This is a genomic window from Pedobacter sp. UYEF25 (assembly GCF_054061655.1).
Genome location: NZ_JBSSEL010000007.1, coordinates 44,576 through 57,962, shown reverse-complemented (window position 1 = coordinate 57,962; position 13,387 = coordinate 44,576). Strand labels below are relative to the sequence as shown.

Below are 13,387 nucleotides of genomic sequence, written 5' to 3'. Positions count from 1 at the left end.
AAGTTAGGAAATTCCGTCGATATGGAAGAGGTGTTTTTCTGCGTGATAAGAGGATCTCACTAAAGGGCCGCTTTCTACGTATTTGAATCCTTTTTGTAGTCCAACCTCTTTATACATGGCAAATGTATCAGGATGAATCCAGTCTACCACAGGATGATGGTTTTTTGTTGGTTGTAGATATTGTCCGAGTGTTAAAATATGAACGCCATTTTCTACTAAATCTTCCATGGCCTCAAATACATCTTGTTCTGTTTCTCCTAAACCTAACATAATACCTGTTTTAGTTCGCAAACCTGCCTTATATATGCGATTCAAAGCCTCTAAACTTCTATCGTATTTCGCCTGCACTCTTACTTGTTTTGTTAGTCTTTTTACCGTCTCCATGTTGTGCGATACCACTTCCGGTCGCTCCTCTAACACCCTGTATAAATTGTCCCAAATCCCTCTAAAATCTGGTATTAGGGTTTCCAGGGTTGTAGAAGAACTTTCTCTTCTAATGGCCTTTAGCGTTTCTGCCCATATAATAGATCCGCCATCCTTTAAATCGTCTCTATCTACAGAAGTAATTACACAATGCTTTACACCCATTAATTTTACGGAATTCGCCACTCGATTTGGTTCATCCACATCTACAGCCATTGGTCTACCCGTCGCAACGGCACAAAAGGAACAACTTCGAGTACATATATTTCCTAAGATCATAAAAGTTGCTGTACCGGCGCCCCAGCATTCACCCATATTTGGGCAATTGCCGCTTTCGCAAATGGTGTGTAACTTGTGTTCATCCACCAAGCTTCTAACTTGCGCATATTCCTTGCCTACAGGCAATTTAACGCGCAACCAATTGGGTTTGCGTGCTTTTTCCGCGCTCGATGGTATTACCGGTAAATCAATCATAAAGCAAAGTTAAGCATAAGTTGGGTAAATTTAGAGTTTACACATGTTGCCTCCTTGTAATGTTTTTATTTAGTAAACTTGATGATTTGGTTGGAAAATCGCGTAAAGAAAATGTAATCTTGTGTCTTAATAACAAAACTATGGCTACTTCTAAAGTTATTTATCAAGGCAATTTGCGCACTGCATCCGTTCATTTAAAATCTGGTAATGAGATCATTACCGACGCGCCAATTGATAATAAAGGTAAAGGAGAAGCATTTTCTCCTACCGATTTGTTGGCTACTTCTCTCGCAAACTGTATGTTGACTGTTATTGGAATAGCTGCTCAAGAACATGGATTTAGTATTGATGGAGCCAGTGCTGATGTCACCAAATTTATGGCAGAAAGTCCGAGACGGGTTTGTGAAATTGCGATTGACGTTACTTTCCCAAAAAACGACTACACGGATAAGATTAAAAAAATTATTGAGCACTCGGCTAATACTTGTCCGGTGCATTTTAGTTTACATCCCGATATAAAGAAAAGTATCCGGTATATTTTTTAGGAGATGTTTTCACTTAGAAAATGTTAGGCAACATTTTAGATCGGTTCTATTCTACTATTTAAAATATAATAAAATCGTTTTACATTTGCACTTTGCTTAGAAAAAGATGTTAAAAGAAGATTATAACAAGGATACCGATGTAGCGGATGTCTTGCTGATTGGCGCAGGAATAATGAGTACCACGCTAAGTTTAATTTTACAAGAATTGGAGCCAGATCTGCGCATAGAAATTTATGAACGTTTAACTGTAGCGGAGCAAGAAAATAAGCCTGGCTTACATAGAAATCGGCATTCGCACAACTTTTTTTAGATAACCGTAGGTAAAACTAAACTGGATGTTGTGCTGTTGACGTGTCGGGTTTAGAGGTATCGGTTTTAAAAGTCGAGCACACCTGGTAATGAAATGAACTAAGATTTCAAACACATTCATTCGTTGCTTTGGTGCTTTATTCTTAATACTTAACACATTAAATTTGATCCTAATTTTTACATATTAAATCTTACCTAGGCAGCCATTGTCTCGGCCACTTCATCAGCAGAGATATCGCTATGAGACGCTTCTAGTACACATTCGCCGTTATTAATTAGCAAAACTTGTGGCGACTGGTGCTGCACGTCAAACATTTCTGCAACTTGTCTAGATAGATCGCGAAATGCAATTAAATCTAAAAAATAAAGTATTGCATCTTGTGGAATTACATCACCATCCCGCTCAAATGTTCGTTTGGCCATCATGCTCACTGAACACCTTGTACTGTGTTTAAAGATGACACTGTATCCATCTGCTTTTTTTATATCAGCCAATTGCTGTTCTGATGTTAATTGTACCCAATTCATAGACATAATTATTTTTTTGAGATAACCTTATAGGTCGGGAAATGTTCTTAAGGAAAAGAAGAAAAATTTTATTAGTTCCGATGTCTTCTTCCTTGCGGATACGAACTGTACGCAGGACAAATTTTCGATGAACAAGATTCTAAAATGGTTATTGTAGAAAATATTGCCAACAAAAGAATTGCTATTTTTTTCATCGTTTTTTAATCAGGAATGGTTTAAGAATCAAACCACTTGGTTACGAGGCACAATGTACAAAATTTTATCAATGTAGGCACTAAATAATCGCTGAAAATTCGGCCATTTTAAGCGCTGTAACTGCGGCTTCATCTCCTTTGTTTCCATGTTTACCTCCAGCTCGGTCTTTTGCTTGTTGAAAGTCGTTGGTGGTAAGGACGCCAAAAACAACAGGTTTGCTATATTTAATACCAACATTTGTAACGCCATCTGCAACTGCATTACAAATAAAATCGAAATGTTTGGTGTCGCCTTGGATCACACAACCCAAGCAAATTATTCCATCTAGTGCTGCTTTTTTACTTAAAAGAATATCTGCTGCACCGCTCAACTCAAAACTTCCGGGTACTGGGTAGGAAAAAATATTTTCCTCTAATACTCCGTGTGCCAAAAGCGTATTGAACGCCCCTTGATATAAAACACCAGTAATTTCCGCATTCCATTCGGAAACCAAGATGCCAAACTTGAAATTTTTTCCATTCGGAACGGTTGTTTGAGAAAAATCTGATAGATTTTTTAATTTGCTAGCCATGCCGCAAAGATAATGTTAAGCGTGTTTGAAAAAAATTGTTTTTCCCGCTATTTATAAGTTTTACGCACATCTTACCGTTGAGCGGATTTTGAAATCTCATTTTACTATTTTTAAATTAATTGAATTCCTGAATAAGTGGCGCCTATTGGGATGGTTTTTTGACCAATAACGATCTGATTTCTATCAAACCTGTTAATTTTACTTTTCTGCACAATAAATGCCCTATGACAACGAATGAAACAGTCTTGCGGCAATAAAGTAGCCAATTCATTAATTGTGATTCGAGAACTAATCATCGAATCTTGAAGCTGAATTAGGGTGTAGTTTCCGGATGCTTCAATGTAAAGGATATCCTTGAGCGACACTTTTATTTGTTCGTATCCATCTTTTACGAAGATATAAGCTGCTGCTTTTTCTATGTTTCCATTTTTAAAATGGTATTGTTCTTGCGCTTTATTACAAGCTTTTAAAAACCTGGCTAACGAAAACGGTTTCAGGAGATAATCTATGGCATCTAGTTCAAAACTTTGTACAGCATGTTCTGAGTAAGCTGTTGTAAATATTACCATCGGTGGATTTTTCAGACTCTTCAAGAAATCTATTCCCGTAATGTCTGGCATTTTGATGTCAAGAAAAATAACATCGAGTTTGTGTTGCTGCATGTAATTTGCGGCTTCAAATGCATTTACAAAAGTCTCTTTTAAATCTAAAAAAGGGACTTTGGCGGCATGCGAGGTTATGATTTCTAATGCAATCGGTTCATCATCTATGGCAATAGCCTTCATTTAATTCATTTTTTGTAGACGCTAAATTAACCATAATCATTAAGATATTGGATTTTTGCAATAACTACGAATAACACTTTAATATTTAATTTTTTGAAGACGCTTTAGGCATGCAGTTGCAGCTAGCAGGCTGACTTTTGTGTACTAGAATTTGCGTATGAAGTAGCCTTTAGCCTCAGGTTAGATGGATTAAGCCGGCGTGTTTCAATTAAAAGTCTACACGCTATTTTCTAAATCCTATCGACCGCAAATCGCTAACATGCTAATCCAGCTGAAGCGTTAAATGAACGAAGAATTCTTTTGCACTTTCGCGTATAATCAATTCGTGTTTGCCTATGTAAAGCAACGACAGTCGTTGCTTTACATTCTCCAGCCCGATCCCGCTTTTCAGCTTTTCTGGGTCGTTATCTGGTTTCAAATAGATGCTGTTGCTTACATCAAAATAAAGTGTGCTATTTTTTGTTTGCAGCGTAATTTTGATGTAAGAAGGTTGCTGCATACTAACTCCGTGTTTAAAAGCATTTTCGATAAACGGAATAAGCAGCATTGGGGTAATTTGTAAATTATTCAGTGGTTCTTCTATTTGGGTTTCTATTTTTATATCTGCTGTGCGAGAGGTACGCAGTTTTTGTAGGTCGATATAATTATTTAGATATTCGACTTCCCTGGCAAGAGAAATTTTATCCAAGGTATTTTCGTGAAGCATAAAACGCATCATATCGCCCAATTTCTGTATTCCTTCTCCTGTTCTCTCTGCATTTTCTTGTAAGGCAGTTCCAAAAAGAGTATTGAGTGCGTTGAACAAAAAGTGGGGGTTGATTTGAGACTTGAGAAAATTAAGCGTAGCATCAGATTTGCCCAATTCTGTTTGTAGGTACTGAATCTGAGTCTGTTTCTCGAAGTTTTGTTTATAAATGTACCAAGACAGCGGGGTGGTAACTAGAATTAACGTTAATCCACTAATTAAAACAAGAGCAGGCCCAATATCTCCTCTTTTTATAAATAATAGAACCAGAACCAAAACTCCGGCAAGCAAAACGATTGCGTAAGTGACGCTTTTCCAAAAATATTTTCCAAACCCTTGTGTTTTCTTTCGCAATTCTGGTATGCTTACGTAGATGGCATAAAATGCAAAAGCGATATTTAAAGGCGGTACGATGGTCCAGATTAACATGAGATCTGAATTTGATCGAAGAGAAAAAACCACTGCGCAGGTCATCAATGTAATCAGCCATATTTTAATGGCAACAAAAAATGCTGAAAGCGCGGTCCCACCAAATTGTTTTAAATAGGTTATTCTTGACAAGAGTTCAAACCCTTTTTCATTAAAATAGGCATAGCCGTTAAAAAGTAAATAAACAGTAAAGATATAGCCAAATGCCTGGCCAAAAAGTAAGTCGTAGCCTAGGCTTAAATCATCGTATCGAACCAATACATATGCCTGAGAATAAGTATTTGCAACCATCCAAACCAAAACCGAAACACAGGTAACAAGAATGCTCAAAATAATATTAAGCGCTACATTTTTATTGTCGACCAGTTGTGGAATAAAGCAAAAATTAAAAAGCAAAAAGCTACTGTAGAGCAGGCTAACCTTAAAAAGCTCGGGCATAAAATAATTGCTTATGACGTTGTAGGAAATGCCTGCTTCTTTAAAACTGTAAGAAAGATCTGAGCCGAAGCCAGTTGAAGAACAAATGCCGATGACAGCCAAAATATAAATAGTGGTAGAAATCCAGAATTCTAATTGATTGATGTTTTTGGTTTGCATAAAGCGTTTCTTTTGTGAAACAATGTTACAAAGCTTTTAAATAACAAGAAATAAAATGTGACGAATAACCGAGAAAATGGGATGAACGTAGAATTAGTATCTAGTAGCAAGTATTTAGTATCAAGTAGCAAGAGAACCGCGCCTTAAACCTCAACCTCAGTCTCAACCTCTTTTAATACCAGAATTATCGAAATTTGTATTTTTTCGTAACTTGACAACAATTCTCAGAACTCAAAATTCTTTAAACATCAATCAAAAACATGGTATTATTTGGTATTCCCAATTGCAACAGTGTAAAAAAAGCTAAACATTTTTTAAATGAAAATAACATAGAATATCAGTTTCACGATTTTAAGAAAAATGGAATAGATGTGCTTAAGCTTAACCAATGGTGCAATGTTTTTGGTTGGGAGAAAGTGCTAAATAGAAAAGGAACAACTGTTAAAAGACTATCCGCAGAAGAGCAGGCTTTAATTAACAACCAAGAGCAGGCAGTAGAGTTTATGAAAGTAATGACAAGCGCAATAAAGCGTCCGATATTAGAAAAAGACGGTGCAGCAGTGCTAATCTCGTTTGATGAAGAACAATATAGACAGTTATTCGGTTTATAGTGTTTGATGTTAAAATATGTTAAAGCAACAATTGCGCCCTGTAAACCTGTTACATTTGACGATGTATAAAGTTGCGCTCTTACTCCTTTTAATTATTCCTGCGATTGTTAAGGCGCAAACCGTTACTACCGGAACTGTTTTTGATTACTCTAAAAAATATTTGCCATTACCTGGCGTAATAGTTAGAAATTTATCCGGAAAAGAAGCTACCATCACAAATAGTAAAGGCGCTTTTACTATTTCAGCCAAAGTCGGTGACCTGCTAGAATTTTCATTGCTTGGTTATCATATAGACACTTTGTATTTAACGAATTTGCTTAAAAAGGAAATTTATCTTCCGGTACAGAGCAATTCTTTAAGCGACGTAAATATAAATAGCGCTAGGATAAATGGCTCGTTAAATAACCTTCAAGATTCTACAGCAGAAAAGCCAACTTTGATGAGTACTGGAGGAAATTTGCAGCACAAGGGAATGAATGATAAAGTTGGCGGCCTTTCCTTAAGTTTAGGCTACGGCAAATATAGAAGGCAGCAGCTCACAGAGCAGCGTATTGCCGAAAAGGAAAAATATTTGGATCAGATTACCGAAAATTTTAATGCTAAAACCATTTCTGAATACATCACGCTTACAGAAAAAGAAATGCAGGACTTTATGGTTTTATATCGTCCATCTGTAGAAAGAGTAATGAACGATCAACCTTTTAATTACACACTTTATATCGCGCGCTCTATTAGCGCTTGGAAAAAGCTGCCTCCGGCCGAACGAATCTTAAAGGATTTACCAAAAATCCATTAGTTTATCAGAAAGCAGTCGATATTTAGAATACATTATTTAGATAGGTAACAAAACGCTATCAATCTTTTGGTAGAAACGATAATTTTTTATATTTGTCCAACTTATATTCTAAAAACAATGAAAAAAATAACTAACAATTTATTTCGGTGGTGTTTAGTTTGCTGCCTAGCCAGTTTTGCGGCAAGCGCACAACAAATAACTCAAAAATCGGACTCAAGCAAGTATAGTCCGTCGGAGGCATTTGGGCCACTTTTTTACACACAAAATGGAAACGAATTTCGATCGGCCATTGGTGCGCCCGGCCCAAAATATTGGCAGAATAGAGTAGATTATAATATTGTTGCAAAGTTAGATACGGCAGAAAAATCGGTTACGGCATCAGTAACCATTACCTATAAAAATAATAGTCCGGATAAATTACCATATCTGTGGCTTCAATTAGATCAAAATACCTTCAAAAAACATTCCAGAGGCGCAGACATTACGCCAGGAAAGAGTAGATATGGCGCGCAGGGTGAAAAATTTGATGGCGGTTATGACATTAAAAATGTAACTGTTTCTCAAAAGAAAGGTGCTGTAAAGTTTAGCAAGATTATAGAAGACACTCGGATGCAAATTCGATTGGCGGAACCGTTGGCAGCAAATGGCGATGTAGTGACCATAAAAATTGATTATTCTTATGTAATTCCCCAAGACGGCTCTGACCGTACCAGCAGGTTGATGACGAAAAATGGAGAAATTTTTGCGGTAGCGCAATGGTTTCCGCGCATGTGCGTATATGATGATGTGATCGGTTGGAATACCTTGCCATATTGGGGAGGCGGTGAATTTTATTGCGAATATGGCGACATAAATTTCGCAATTACTGCTCCGGCAGATCAAATAGTGATGGGTTCTGGAACATTGCTTAACCCATCCGAGGTTTTTACACCAACAGAATTGAAACGTTGGAACGAGGCAAAAAACAGTGCAACAACCGTTCATGTTCGTACCGAAGCAGAAGCAAATAGCGGAAGCCCTAGAAAAGGAACTTTAACTTGGAAATACCGCATAGACAATGCGCGGGACGCAGCCTGGGCGGCATCAAAAGCTTTTGTGTTAGATGCAGCACGTATTGATTTACCAAGCGGCGCAAAATCTTTGGCAGTTTCTGCGCAACCGGTAGAAAGTAATGGTATTGATGGTTATGGTAGAGGCGTAGAGTATGTAAAGTCGACCATTGAACACTATTCTAAGCAATGGTTCGAATACCCATATCCAATGGCTGTAAATATTGCTACTTCTGTAGGCGGCATGGAATATCCTGGAATTGTTTTTTGTGGCTGGAAAGCAAAAAAGGGTTCGGCTTGGGGCGTAATAGATCATGAATTCGGTCACACCTGGTTTCCAATGATTGTTGGTTCTAACGAGCGTAAATATGGTTGGATGGACGAAGGGTTTAATACGTTTATTAACGGAATTTCTTCGCAAAATTTTAACCATGGCGAGTATCTTACAAAGGCGGCAAATATGCATTTTATTGGCAAAAGCTATATCGGAAATCCAAAATTTGAGAACATCATGCAAATGCCTGATGCCATGATGGAAAGAAATATTGGTATAAATTTGTATTCTAAGCCAGGATGGGGATTAAATATTCTTCGCGATCAGATTTTAGGAAAAGATAGGTTTGATTACGCCTTTAGACAGTACATCAAAAATTGGGCCTACAAACATCCAACACCTTTTGATTTTTTCCGTTCTATGGAAAATGCAGCCGGCGAAGATTTAGCTTGGTTTTGGAGAAGTTGGTGGTTAAACAACTGGAAAATGGATCAAGGCATAGAAAGTGTTAAACCAGTAATGGAAGGTGGAAAACTGGTGGCTTATAACATTAAGATAGATAATAATGAAAAGATGCCAATGCCGATTATTTTGGGAATAACTACCAAAAGCGGTAAGCAAGATTCTTTAACAGTTAAAGTTGATGTTTGGATGAAAAGCGACAATTGGACCATTAGATATCCAACTACCGAAGAGCTAACTTCTATAGTTATAGATCCCAACAATGTTCTTCCAGATGCAAATCCAGACAATAATAAATGGACATCGTCTGGAATTACCTCTGCTGCCATGGTTCCAGATAATATAGATCAGTATGTAGGCGTTTACGGCAGCAAAACTGTTCCTATAAAGTTAACCGTGAGCAATGTGGATAAGGCGTTACACATCACCATTCCCAACCAACCCGAACTTACTTTGGATTATGTTGGCAAAGATAAGTTTACGTTTGAAGAGGGTGGATTGGAGTTTCAATTTAATCCCGCTAAAAAGGAAGTGGTACTTACCCAAGGCGGACAAACCTATACTTTTACGAAAGAGAACTAAAGCATTCGCAATTAAATCAAAAGCCCCAATTTTTAAAAGATCGGGGCTTTTTTATATATTTACTGATAGAGATTTGGACGTTTTTGCACGCTCTACGCTGTTTTTTTGCGCAGAAAAGGATTAAGATCAGGATGCCGCTTCAATCGTTACCGGCATATAACACAGCCCGGCCTTTATGCTAAAAAAAGAAATCATCCTAAACCTTTTAATTTTGTGGCACACTTTAAATAAGTAAATATAAAATAGATTTCTCAACCCGGAATCTTTTAGGGAGTCGTTCCTTTAAATCCATAATTTTTTCCACCTTTACATTAAGAAAGCCGCAGAGAGATAAGTCATGACAGAAATTCAAAAAAACAATCCGCTGCACGGAATCACATTAGAAAAAATAGTAACAGATTTGAGCCTACATTTTGGCTGGGAAGTGCTCGGAGAGAAAATAAGAATAGATTGTTTTAATAACAGTCCTAACGTAAAATCTAGTCTTAAGTTTTTGAGGCACATGCCTTGGGCGAGAAAGAAGGTAGAAGATTTATATTTGGATACTTTTGGGTAACGAAAGTTGTGAGCTACGCATTGAGGGGTTCTAGTCTGAACTGCTAAACATCGCAATGCCTAAACAATCTAGTCTTTAACCTTTTTTCAGTAAAAAGAATTGAGTATCAAGTATCAATATTAGCGAGTGGTCAACTCAACCATCAATCAATTCAACCATTAATTTTCTTCACAACAATACAATCTTCCAGAACCAGCATATCCATTTCTGTTCTTAAAAAGCAATCTAAGGCTTCTTCAGGCGAATTTACAATCGGTTCATTCTCATTAAACGAAGTATTTAGCAAAATTGGTGTACCAGTTTTTTTATAAAAGTTTTCAATTAACTGATAATATTTCAGATTGGTCTCTTTATGCACAGTTTGTAATCTACCTGTTCCATCTAAATGAGTAACAGCAGGAATTTCATCTCGCCTTTCTGCCTTAATCTTAATTACTTTTTCCATAAAAGGTACCTCGTCATCTTGCTCAAAATACTCAGAAACATATTCTGATAAAATAGAGGGAGCGAAGGGTCTGAAAGATTCCCGCATCTTTATCTTTTTATTGAGAAGCTCTTTTGCGCTTTTATTTCTTGGATCTGCTAAAATGGAACGGTTGCCCAAAGCGCGAGGACCGAATTCGGCCCGACCTTGAAACCAACCAACAACTCCGTTAGTAGTAAGGCAATGTACAATCTGGTTATAGAAATCACCTCGAATAGGCTTTGAATAAGATATCGATCTTTTCTTTAACATCTCCTCAATATAGTCGTTGCTAAATTTACAACCAAAATAAGCATGTCGCATAGTTGCGGTTCTGGGCTTGTTTTGTAATTGGTTATATACCCAAAGTGCAGCACCAATTGCGGTGCCAGCATCCTGCCCTGCTGGTGGAAAATAAACTTCTTTAAAAGGGGTGTTAAGTTTTATTTTGCCGTTTGCAACGGAATTTTGAGCCACCCCTCCTGCAATACTTACACTTTCTAACTTTGTTTCCGCATGGAGGTAGTTAAGTACATGAAAGATTACTTCTTCAGTTACTGCCTGAATTGAAGCAGCTAGATCTTTATGCAATTGCTCAATCGGTGCGTTTTCGTTGCGCGGATCGCCTAATAACTCAATTAATTTGTTGCTATACAGATTTTCCACGGAAGGAATACCGTTTTCCCAAACCATGTTTACCCCATTTTTTGGGTGATTAAAGTAAGCTAGGTTTAATTCAAATAGGCCATCAGATTTAAGTGAAATGAGATTCTTAATTTCCTCTTCGTATCTAGGGTTTCCATAAGGAGCCAAACCCATCACCTTATATTCATCGCCATAATTTTGGAAACCCAAAAATTGGGTCAATGCCGTGTAGAAAATACCGAGCGAATGTGGATAAGAAACACTTTTTAATACTTCTATCTTATTATCAACTCCAATAGCGGTCATGGTGCTGGTAAAATCGCCAAAACCATCTAAAGATAAAATTGCAGATTCTTGAAATGGAGAGGCAAAAAACGTACTGGCCAAATGGCTGCGGTGATGTTCTACATTAATTATTTTGGCTTTTAAAAGACGCTCATCAATATTAAAATGGTCAGCAAGTTCGAAATGAATTCCTCCTGCCTTTTTCAAGTTTTTTAAACGATTGGCGATGTTAAAAATGCTTAATTTATTTTTTATTGCTGTGAAAGCCTTTTTATAAAAATTGGCTTTTGGATCTCTAGAAATTGCAATATGGTCAACTTCGGTGATGCTAATTCCTGCTTCTGCTAAGCAAAAATCAATAGCCATAGTTGGCAAACCCGCCCAATGTTTTATGCGGCGAAAACGTTCTTCTTCGGCTGCGGCAATAATTTCCCCATCTCTATAAATACAGGCTGAAGAATCGCCATGGTAAGCGTTAAGTCCTAAAATGTACATTTGGTAGTGAGGTCGAGGTTGAGGCTAGGCCTAAGGTTGGGTTTGATGTTTAGGTTGAGAATTTGATTAAGGCTGAGGTTTAGCCTTTTAGCTTTAGGCCTAAGGCTTTTGGCTTTCCGCTTTTTTCGTATTTCTTCGAATCCAGATATAAAGTAGGACAAAAATGATCATGTAAACCAACACGTTAAAAATTTCATGATGGTATTCGAAGTAATTTCGCTGAGAATGAAAGGTGCCGAAAAGTATTCCCAAGCCTGCAATTCGAATGACATTTAAAATATAGATACTTAAAATACCAGATAGTAGCATAGGCCACGTTGATTTCCATTTTATGGGAAATGCAACTACGAATGCGGCTAAAAAACTCATTACTCCTAAACCTAAACAAGAATAATTAACTCTTAAATATGGCCCATTTACCACCATTATATCCATCTCGTTATGAACCGTGAAGAAACCAAATAGATTGATGAGCCAAGTGGAAGGAACGATAATTAGCGTTTTCAATCCTTGTATATAATCAAAGTTTTCTGCAAGAGATGCGTTGTAAAACCGTCCGCCCGGGCTCATAACGCTATTCATAAATAAATTACCTTGACTAAAAAAGAGGTAAAGAACAAATAGAATCACGACAAATTTAATAGCTTTAGCGTCTAATTGTTTCTTGGTTTGTTGCGCAATTTCTGGCTTTGTAAGGTCGTCTGACATCAGTACTTCATTTTATTTATTTTTTTAACGATCTAATTTTTTGATCGACCAAACTGCGAAACCAAAAACTGTGTAGATAATGGAATTTGCGCCCTGTTTTACCATCTAGAAAACCCAATTTAAAGAAAAACCGATAAGCAAAATATATTGCTGGCCTAAAGCCCAGCGGCAGTTTTTGCCAAATTACTTTTAGCCATGCTCTTTTTTCATCAGGATTTCCAAAAAGATTTGGTTTGCAATCCGTTAGTAGATGTTGTGTTTGTATTTCTTTTTTGGCAATCAAGTCGCTATATCTCCGGTGTTTCTCTATCCAAAAATCAAGTTTATTTTCTTTTAAGTTTTCTTCGATCAAGTAGCCAGTTTTCCAAATCGTCGTTTTTCCCAGAGCAATAAATCTATGATCCATATTTTCATTTAAATCAGAGAAGCCAATGCCAGTTCTAAACATTTTAAGCATGTAAAAAGGAAAGTAGCCACCGTTCTTAATCCATTGCCCTTGAAAAATATTTTTTCTGTTGAAATAAATTCCATCTACATCGGTAAATTTCGCTGCATTAAAATTTTTCAGAAGTTCGAATAATTCATCAGATAACACTTGATCTGCATCTAGGCCAATTGTCCAAGGGGTTTTTATATCGAAATTTTTTAAAGCGAAATCCCACTGTCGGGGATGATTGACAAAATTATTAGACTTAAGCTCAACCTTAGCCTTATGGGCAATTTCTAAAGTCTTATCTGTACTGCCGCTATCTAGAACGAATGTCTTTGCACTTAATCCTTTTATAGAATCTAATATTCGAGGAAGATGCATTTCCTCATTGAAAGTTAAAATAATAAAGGAGAAATTAGAATTGAACATG

The 13,387-nt window shown here is 37.0% G+C and carries 14 protein-coding genes; 6 read left to right on the top strand and 8 right to left on the bottom strand.

Annotated elements, in window-relative coordinates; all coding sequences use genetic code 11:
- Nucleotides 1–3: 3 nt before the first annotated feature.
- Nucleotides 4–897 carry a lipoyl synthase gene (lipA, locus tag ACVWYG_RS08540; protein WP_457269770.1) on the bottom strand — a complete coding sequence of 298 codons (894 nt, stop codon included), beginning with the start codon at nt 895–897 and terminating at the stop codon, nt 4–6.
- Between the two features lie 140 nt (nt 898–1,037).
- Here lipA and ACVWYG_RS08535 point away from each other — a divergent pair, with 140 nt between their 5' ends.
- Both ACVWYG_RS08535 and ACVWYG_RS08530 read left to right on the top strand, forming a co-directional pair.
- On the top strand, nt 1,038–1,442 hold the full coding sequence (locus ACVWYG_RS08535) for an OsmC family protein (RefSeq protein ID WP_457269769.1): 405 nt from the start codon (nt 1,038–1,040) through the stop codon (nt 1,440–1,442).
- A gap of 106 nt (nt 1,443–1,548) precedes the next feature.
- On the top strand, nt 1,549–1,752 hold the full coding sequence (locus ACVWYG_RS08530; RefSeq protein ID WP_457269768.1) for a malate:quinone oxidoreductase: 204 nt from the start codon (nt 1,549–1,551) through the stop codon (nt 1,750–1,752).
- 194 nt (nt 1,753–1,946) lie between these two features.
- Here the strand turns inward: ACVWYG_RS08530 and ytxJ are convergent, their stop codons facing one another.
- The 4 genes from ytxJ to ACVWYG_RS08510 all read right to left on the bottom strand — a co-directional run bounded on the left by ytxJ (nt 1,947) and on the right by ACVWYG_RS08510 (nt 5,601).
- Nucleotides 1,947–2,279, bottom strand: a complete 333-nt coding sequence (gene ytxJ / locus ACVWYG_RS08525; protein ID WP_457269767.1) for a bacillithiol system redox-active protein YtxJ — start codon at nt 2,277–2,279, stop codon at nt 1,947–1,949.
- 274 nt (nt 2,280–2,553) lie between these two features.
- Complete coding sequence (gene ribH / locus ACVWYG_RS08520; RefSeq protein WP_457269766.1) at nt 2,554–3,045, bottom strand: 6,7-dimethyl-8-ribityllumazine synthase; 492 nt, start codon at nt 3,043–3,045, stop codon at nt 2,554–2,556.
- A gap of 110 nt (nt 3,046–3,155) precedes the next feature.
- Entirely contained in the window at nt 3,156–3,830 is a 675-nt protein-coding gene (locus ACVWYG_RS08515; RefSeq protein WP_457269765.1) for a LytR/AlgR family response regulator transcription factor, read from the bottom strand.
- A gap of 262 nt (nt 3,831–4,092) precedes the next feature.
- The gene (locus tag ACVWYG_RS08510) at nt 4,093–5,601 is read right to left on the bottom strand and encodes a sensor histidine kinase (RefSeq protein WP_457269764.1); all 1,509 of its coding nucleotides are present in this window, start codon (nt 5,599–5,601) and stop codon (nt 4,093–4,095) included.
- Between the two features lie 260 nt (nt 5,602–5,861).
- On the opposite strand from ACVWYG_RS08510, the gene ACVWYG_RS08505 reads away from it, so the two are divergent.
- The 4 genes from ACVWYG_RS08505 to ACVWYG_RS08490 all read left to right on the top strand — a co-directional run bounded on the left by ACVWYG_RS08505 (nt 5,862) and on the right by ACVWYG_RS08490 (nt 9,931).
- Nucleotides 5,862–6,212, top strand: a complete 351-nt coding sequence (locus tag ACVWYG_RS08505) for a Spx/MgsR family RNA polymerase-binding regulatory protein (protein ID WP_457269763.1) — start codon at nt 5,862–5,864, stop codon at nt 6,210–6,212.
- 16 nt (nt 6,213–6,228) lie between these two features.
- The gene (locus tag ACVWYG_RS08500; protein WP_457269762.1) at nt 6,229–7,008 is read left to right on the top strand and encodes a hypothetical protein; all 780 of its coding nucleotides are present in this window, start codon (nt 6,229–6,231) and stop codon (nt 7,006–7,008) included.
- 117 nt (nt 7,009–7,125) lie between these two features.
- Complete coding sequence (locus ACVWYG_RS08495) at nt 7,126–9,375, top strand: M1 family metallopeptidase (RefSeq protein ID WP_457269761.1); 2,250 nt, start codon at nt 7,126–7,128, stop codon at nt 9,373–9,375.
- A 337-nt stretch (nt 9,376–9,712) separates the two neighbouring features.
- Nucleotides 9,713–9,931, top strand: coding sequence for a VF530 family protein (locus tag ACVWYG_RS08490; RefSeq protein WP_457269760.1), 219 nt, complete (start codon nt 9,713–9,715; stop codon nt 9,929–9,931).
- A 151-nt stretch (nt 9,932–10,082) separates the two neighbouring features.
- Here the strand turns inward: ACVWYG_RS08490 and ACVWYG_RS08485 are convergent, their stop codons facing one another.
- The 3 genes from ACVWYG_RS08485 to ACVWYG_RS08475 form a co-directional block, all read right to left on the bottom strand.
- Nucleotides 10,083–11,819, bottom strand: a complete 1,737-nt coding sequence (locus tag ACVWYG_RS08485) for a carbamoyltransferase family protein (protein ID WP_457269759.1) — start codon at nt 11,817–11,819, stop codon at nt 10,083–10,085.
- A gap of 99 nt (nt 11,820–11,918) precedes the next feature.
- Complete coding sequence (gene xrtY, locus ACVWYG_RS08480; protein WP_457269758.1) at nt 11,919–12,527, bottom strand: exosortase Y; 609 nt, start codon at nt 12,525–12,527, stop codon at nt 11,919–11,921.
- Between the two features lie 16 nt (nt 12,528–12,543).
- On the bottom strand, nt 12,544–13,386 hold the full coding sequence (locus ACVWYG_RS08475; protein WP_457269757.1) for a glycosyltransferase family 2 protein: 843 nt from the start codon (nt 13,384–13,386) through the stop codon (nt 12,544–12,546).
- Between the last annotated feature and the right edge of the window lies 1 nt (nt 13,387).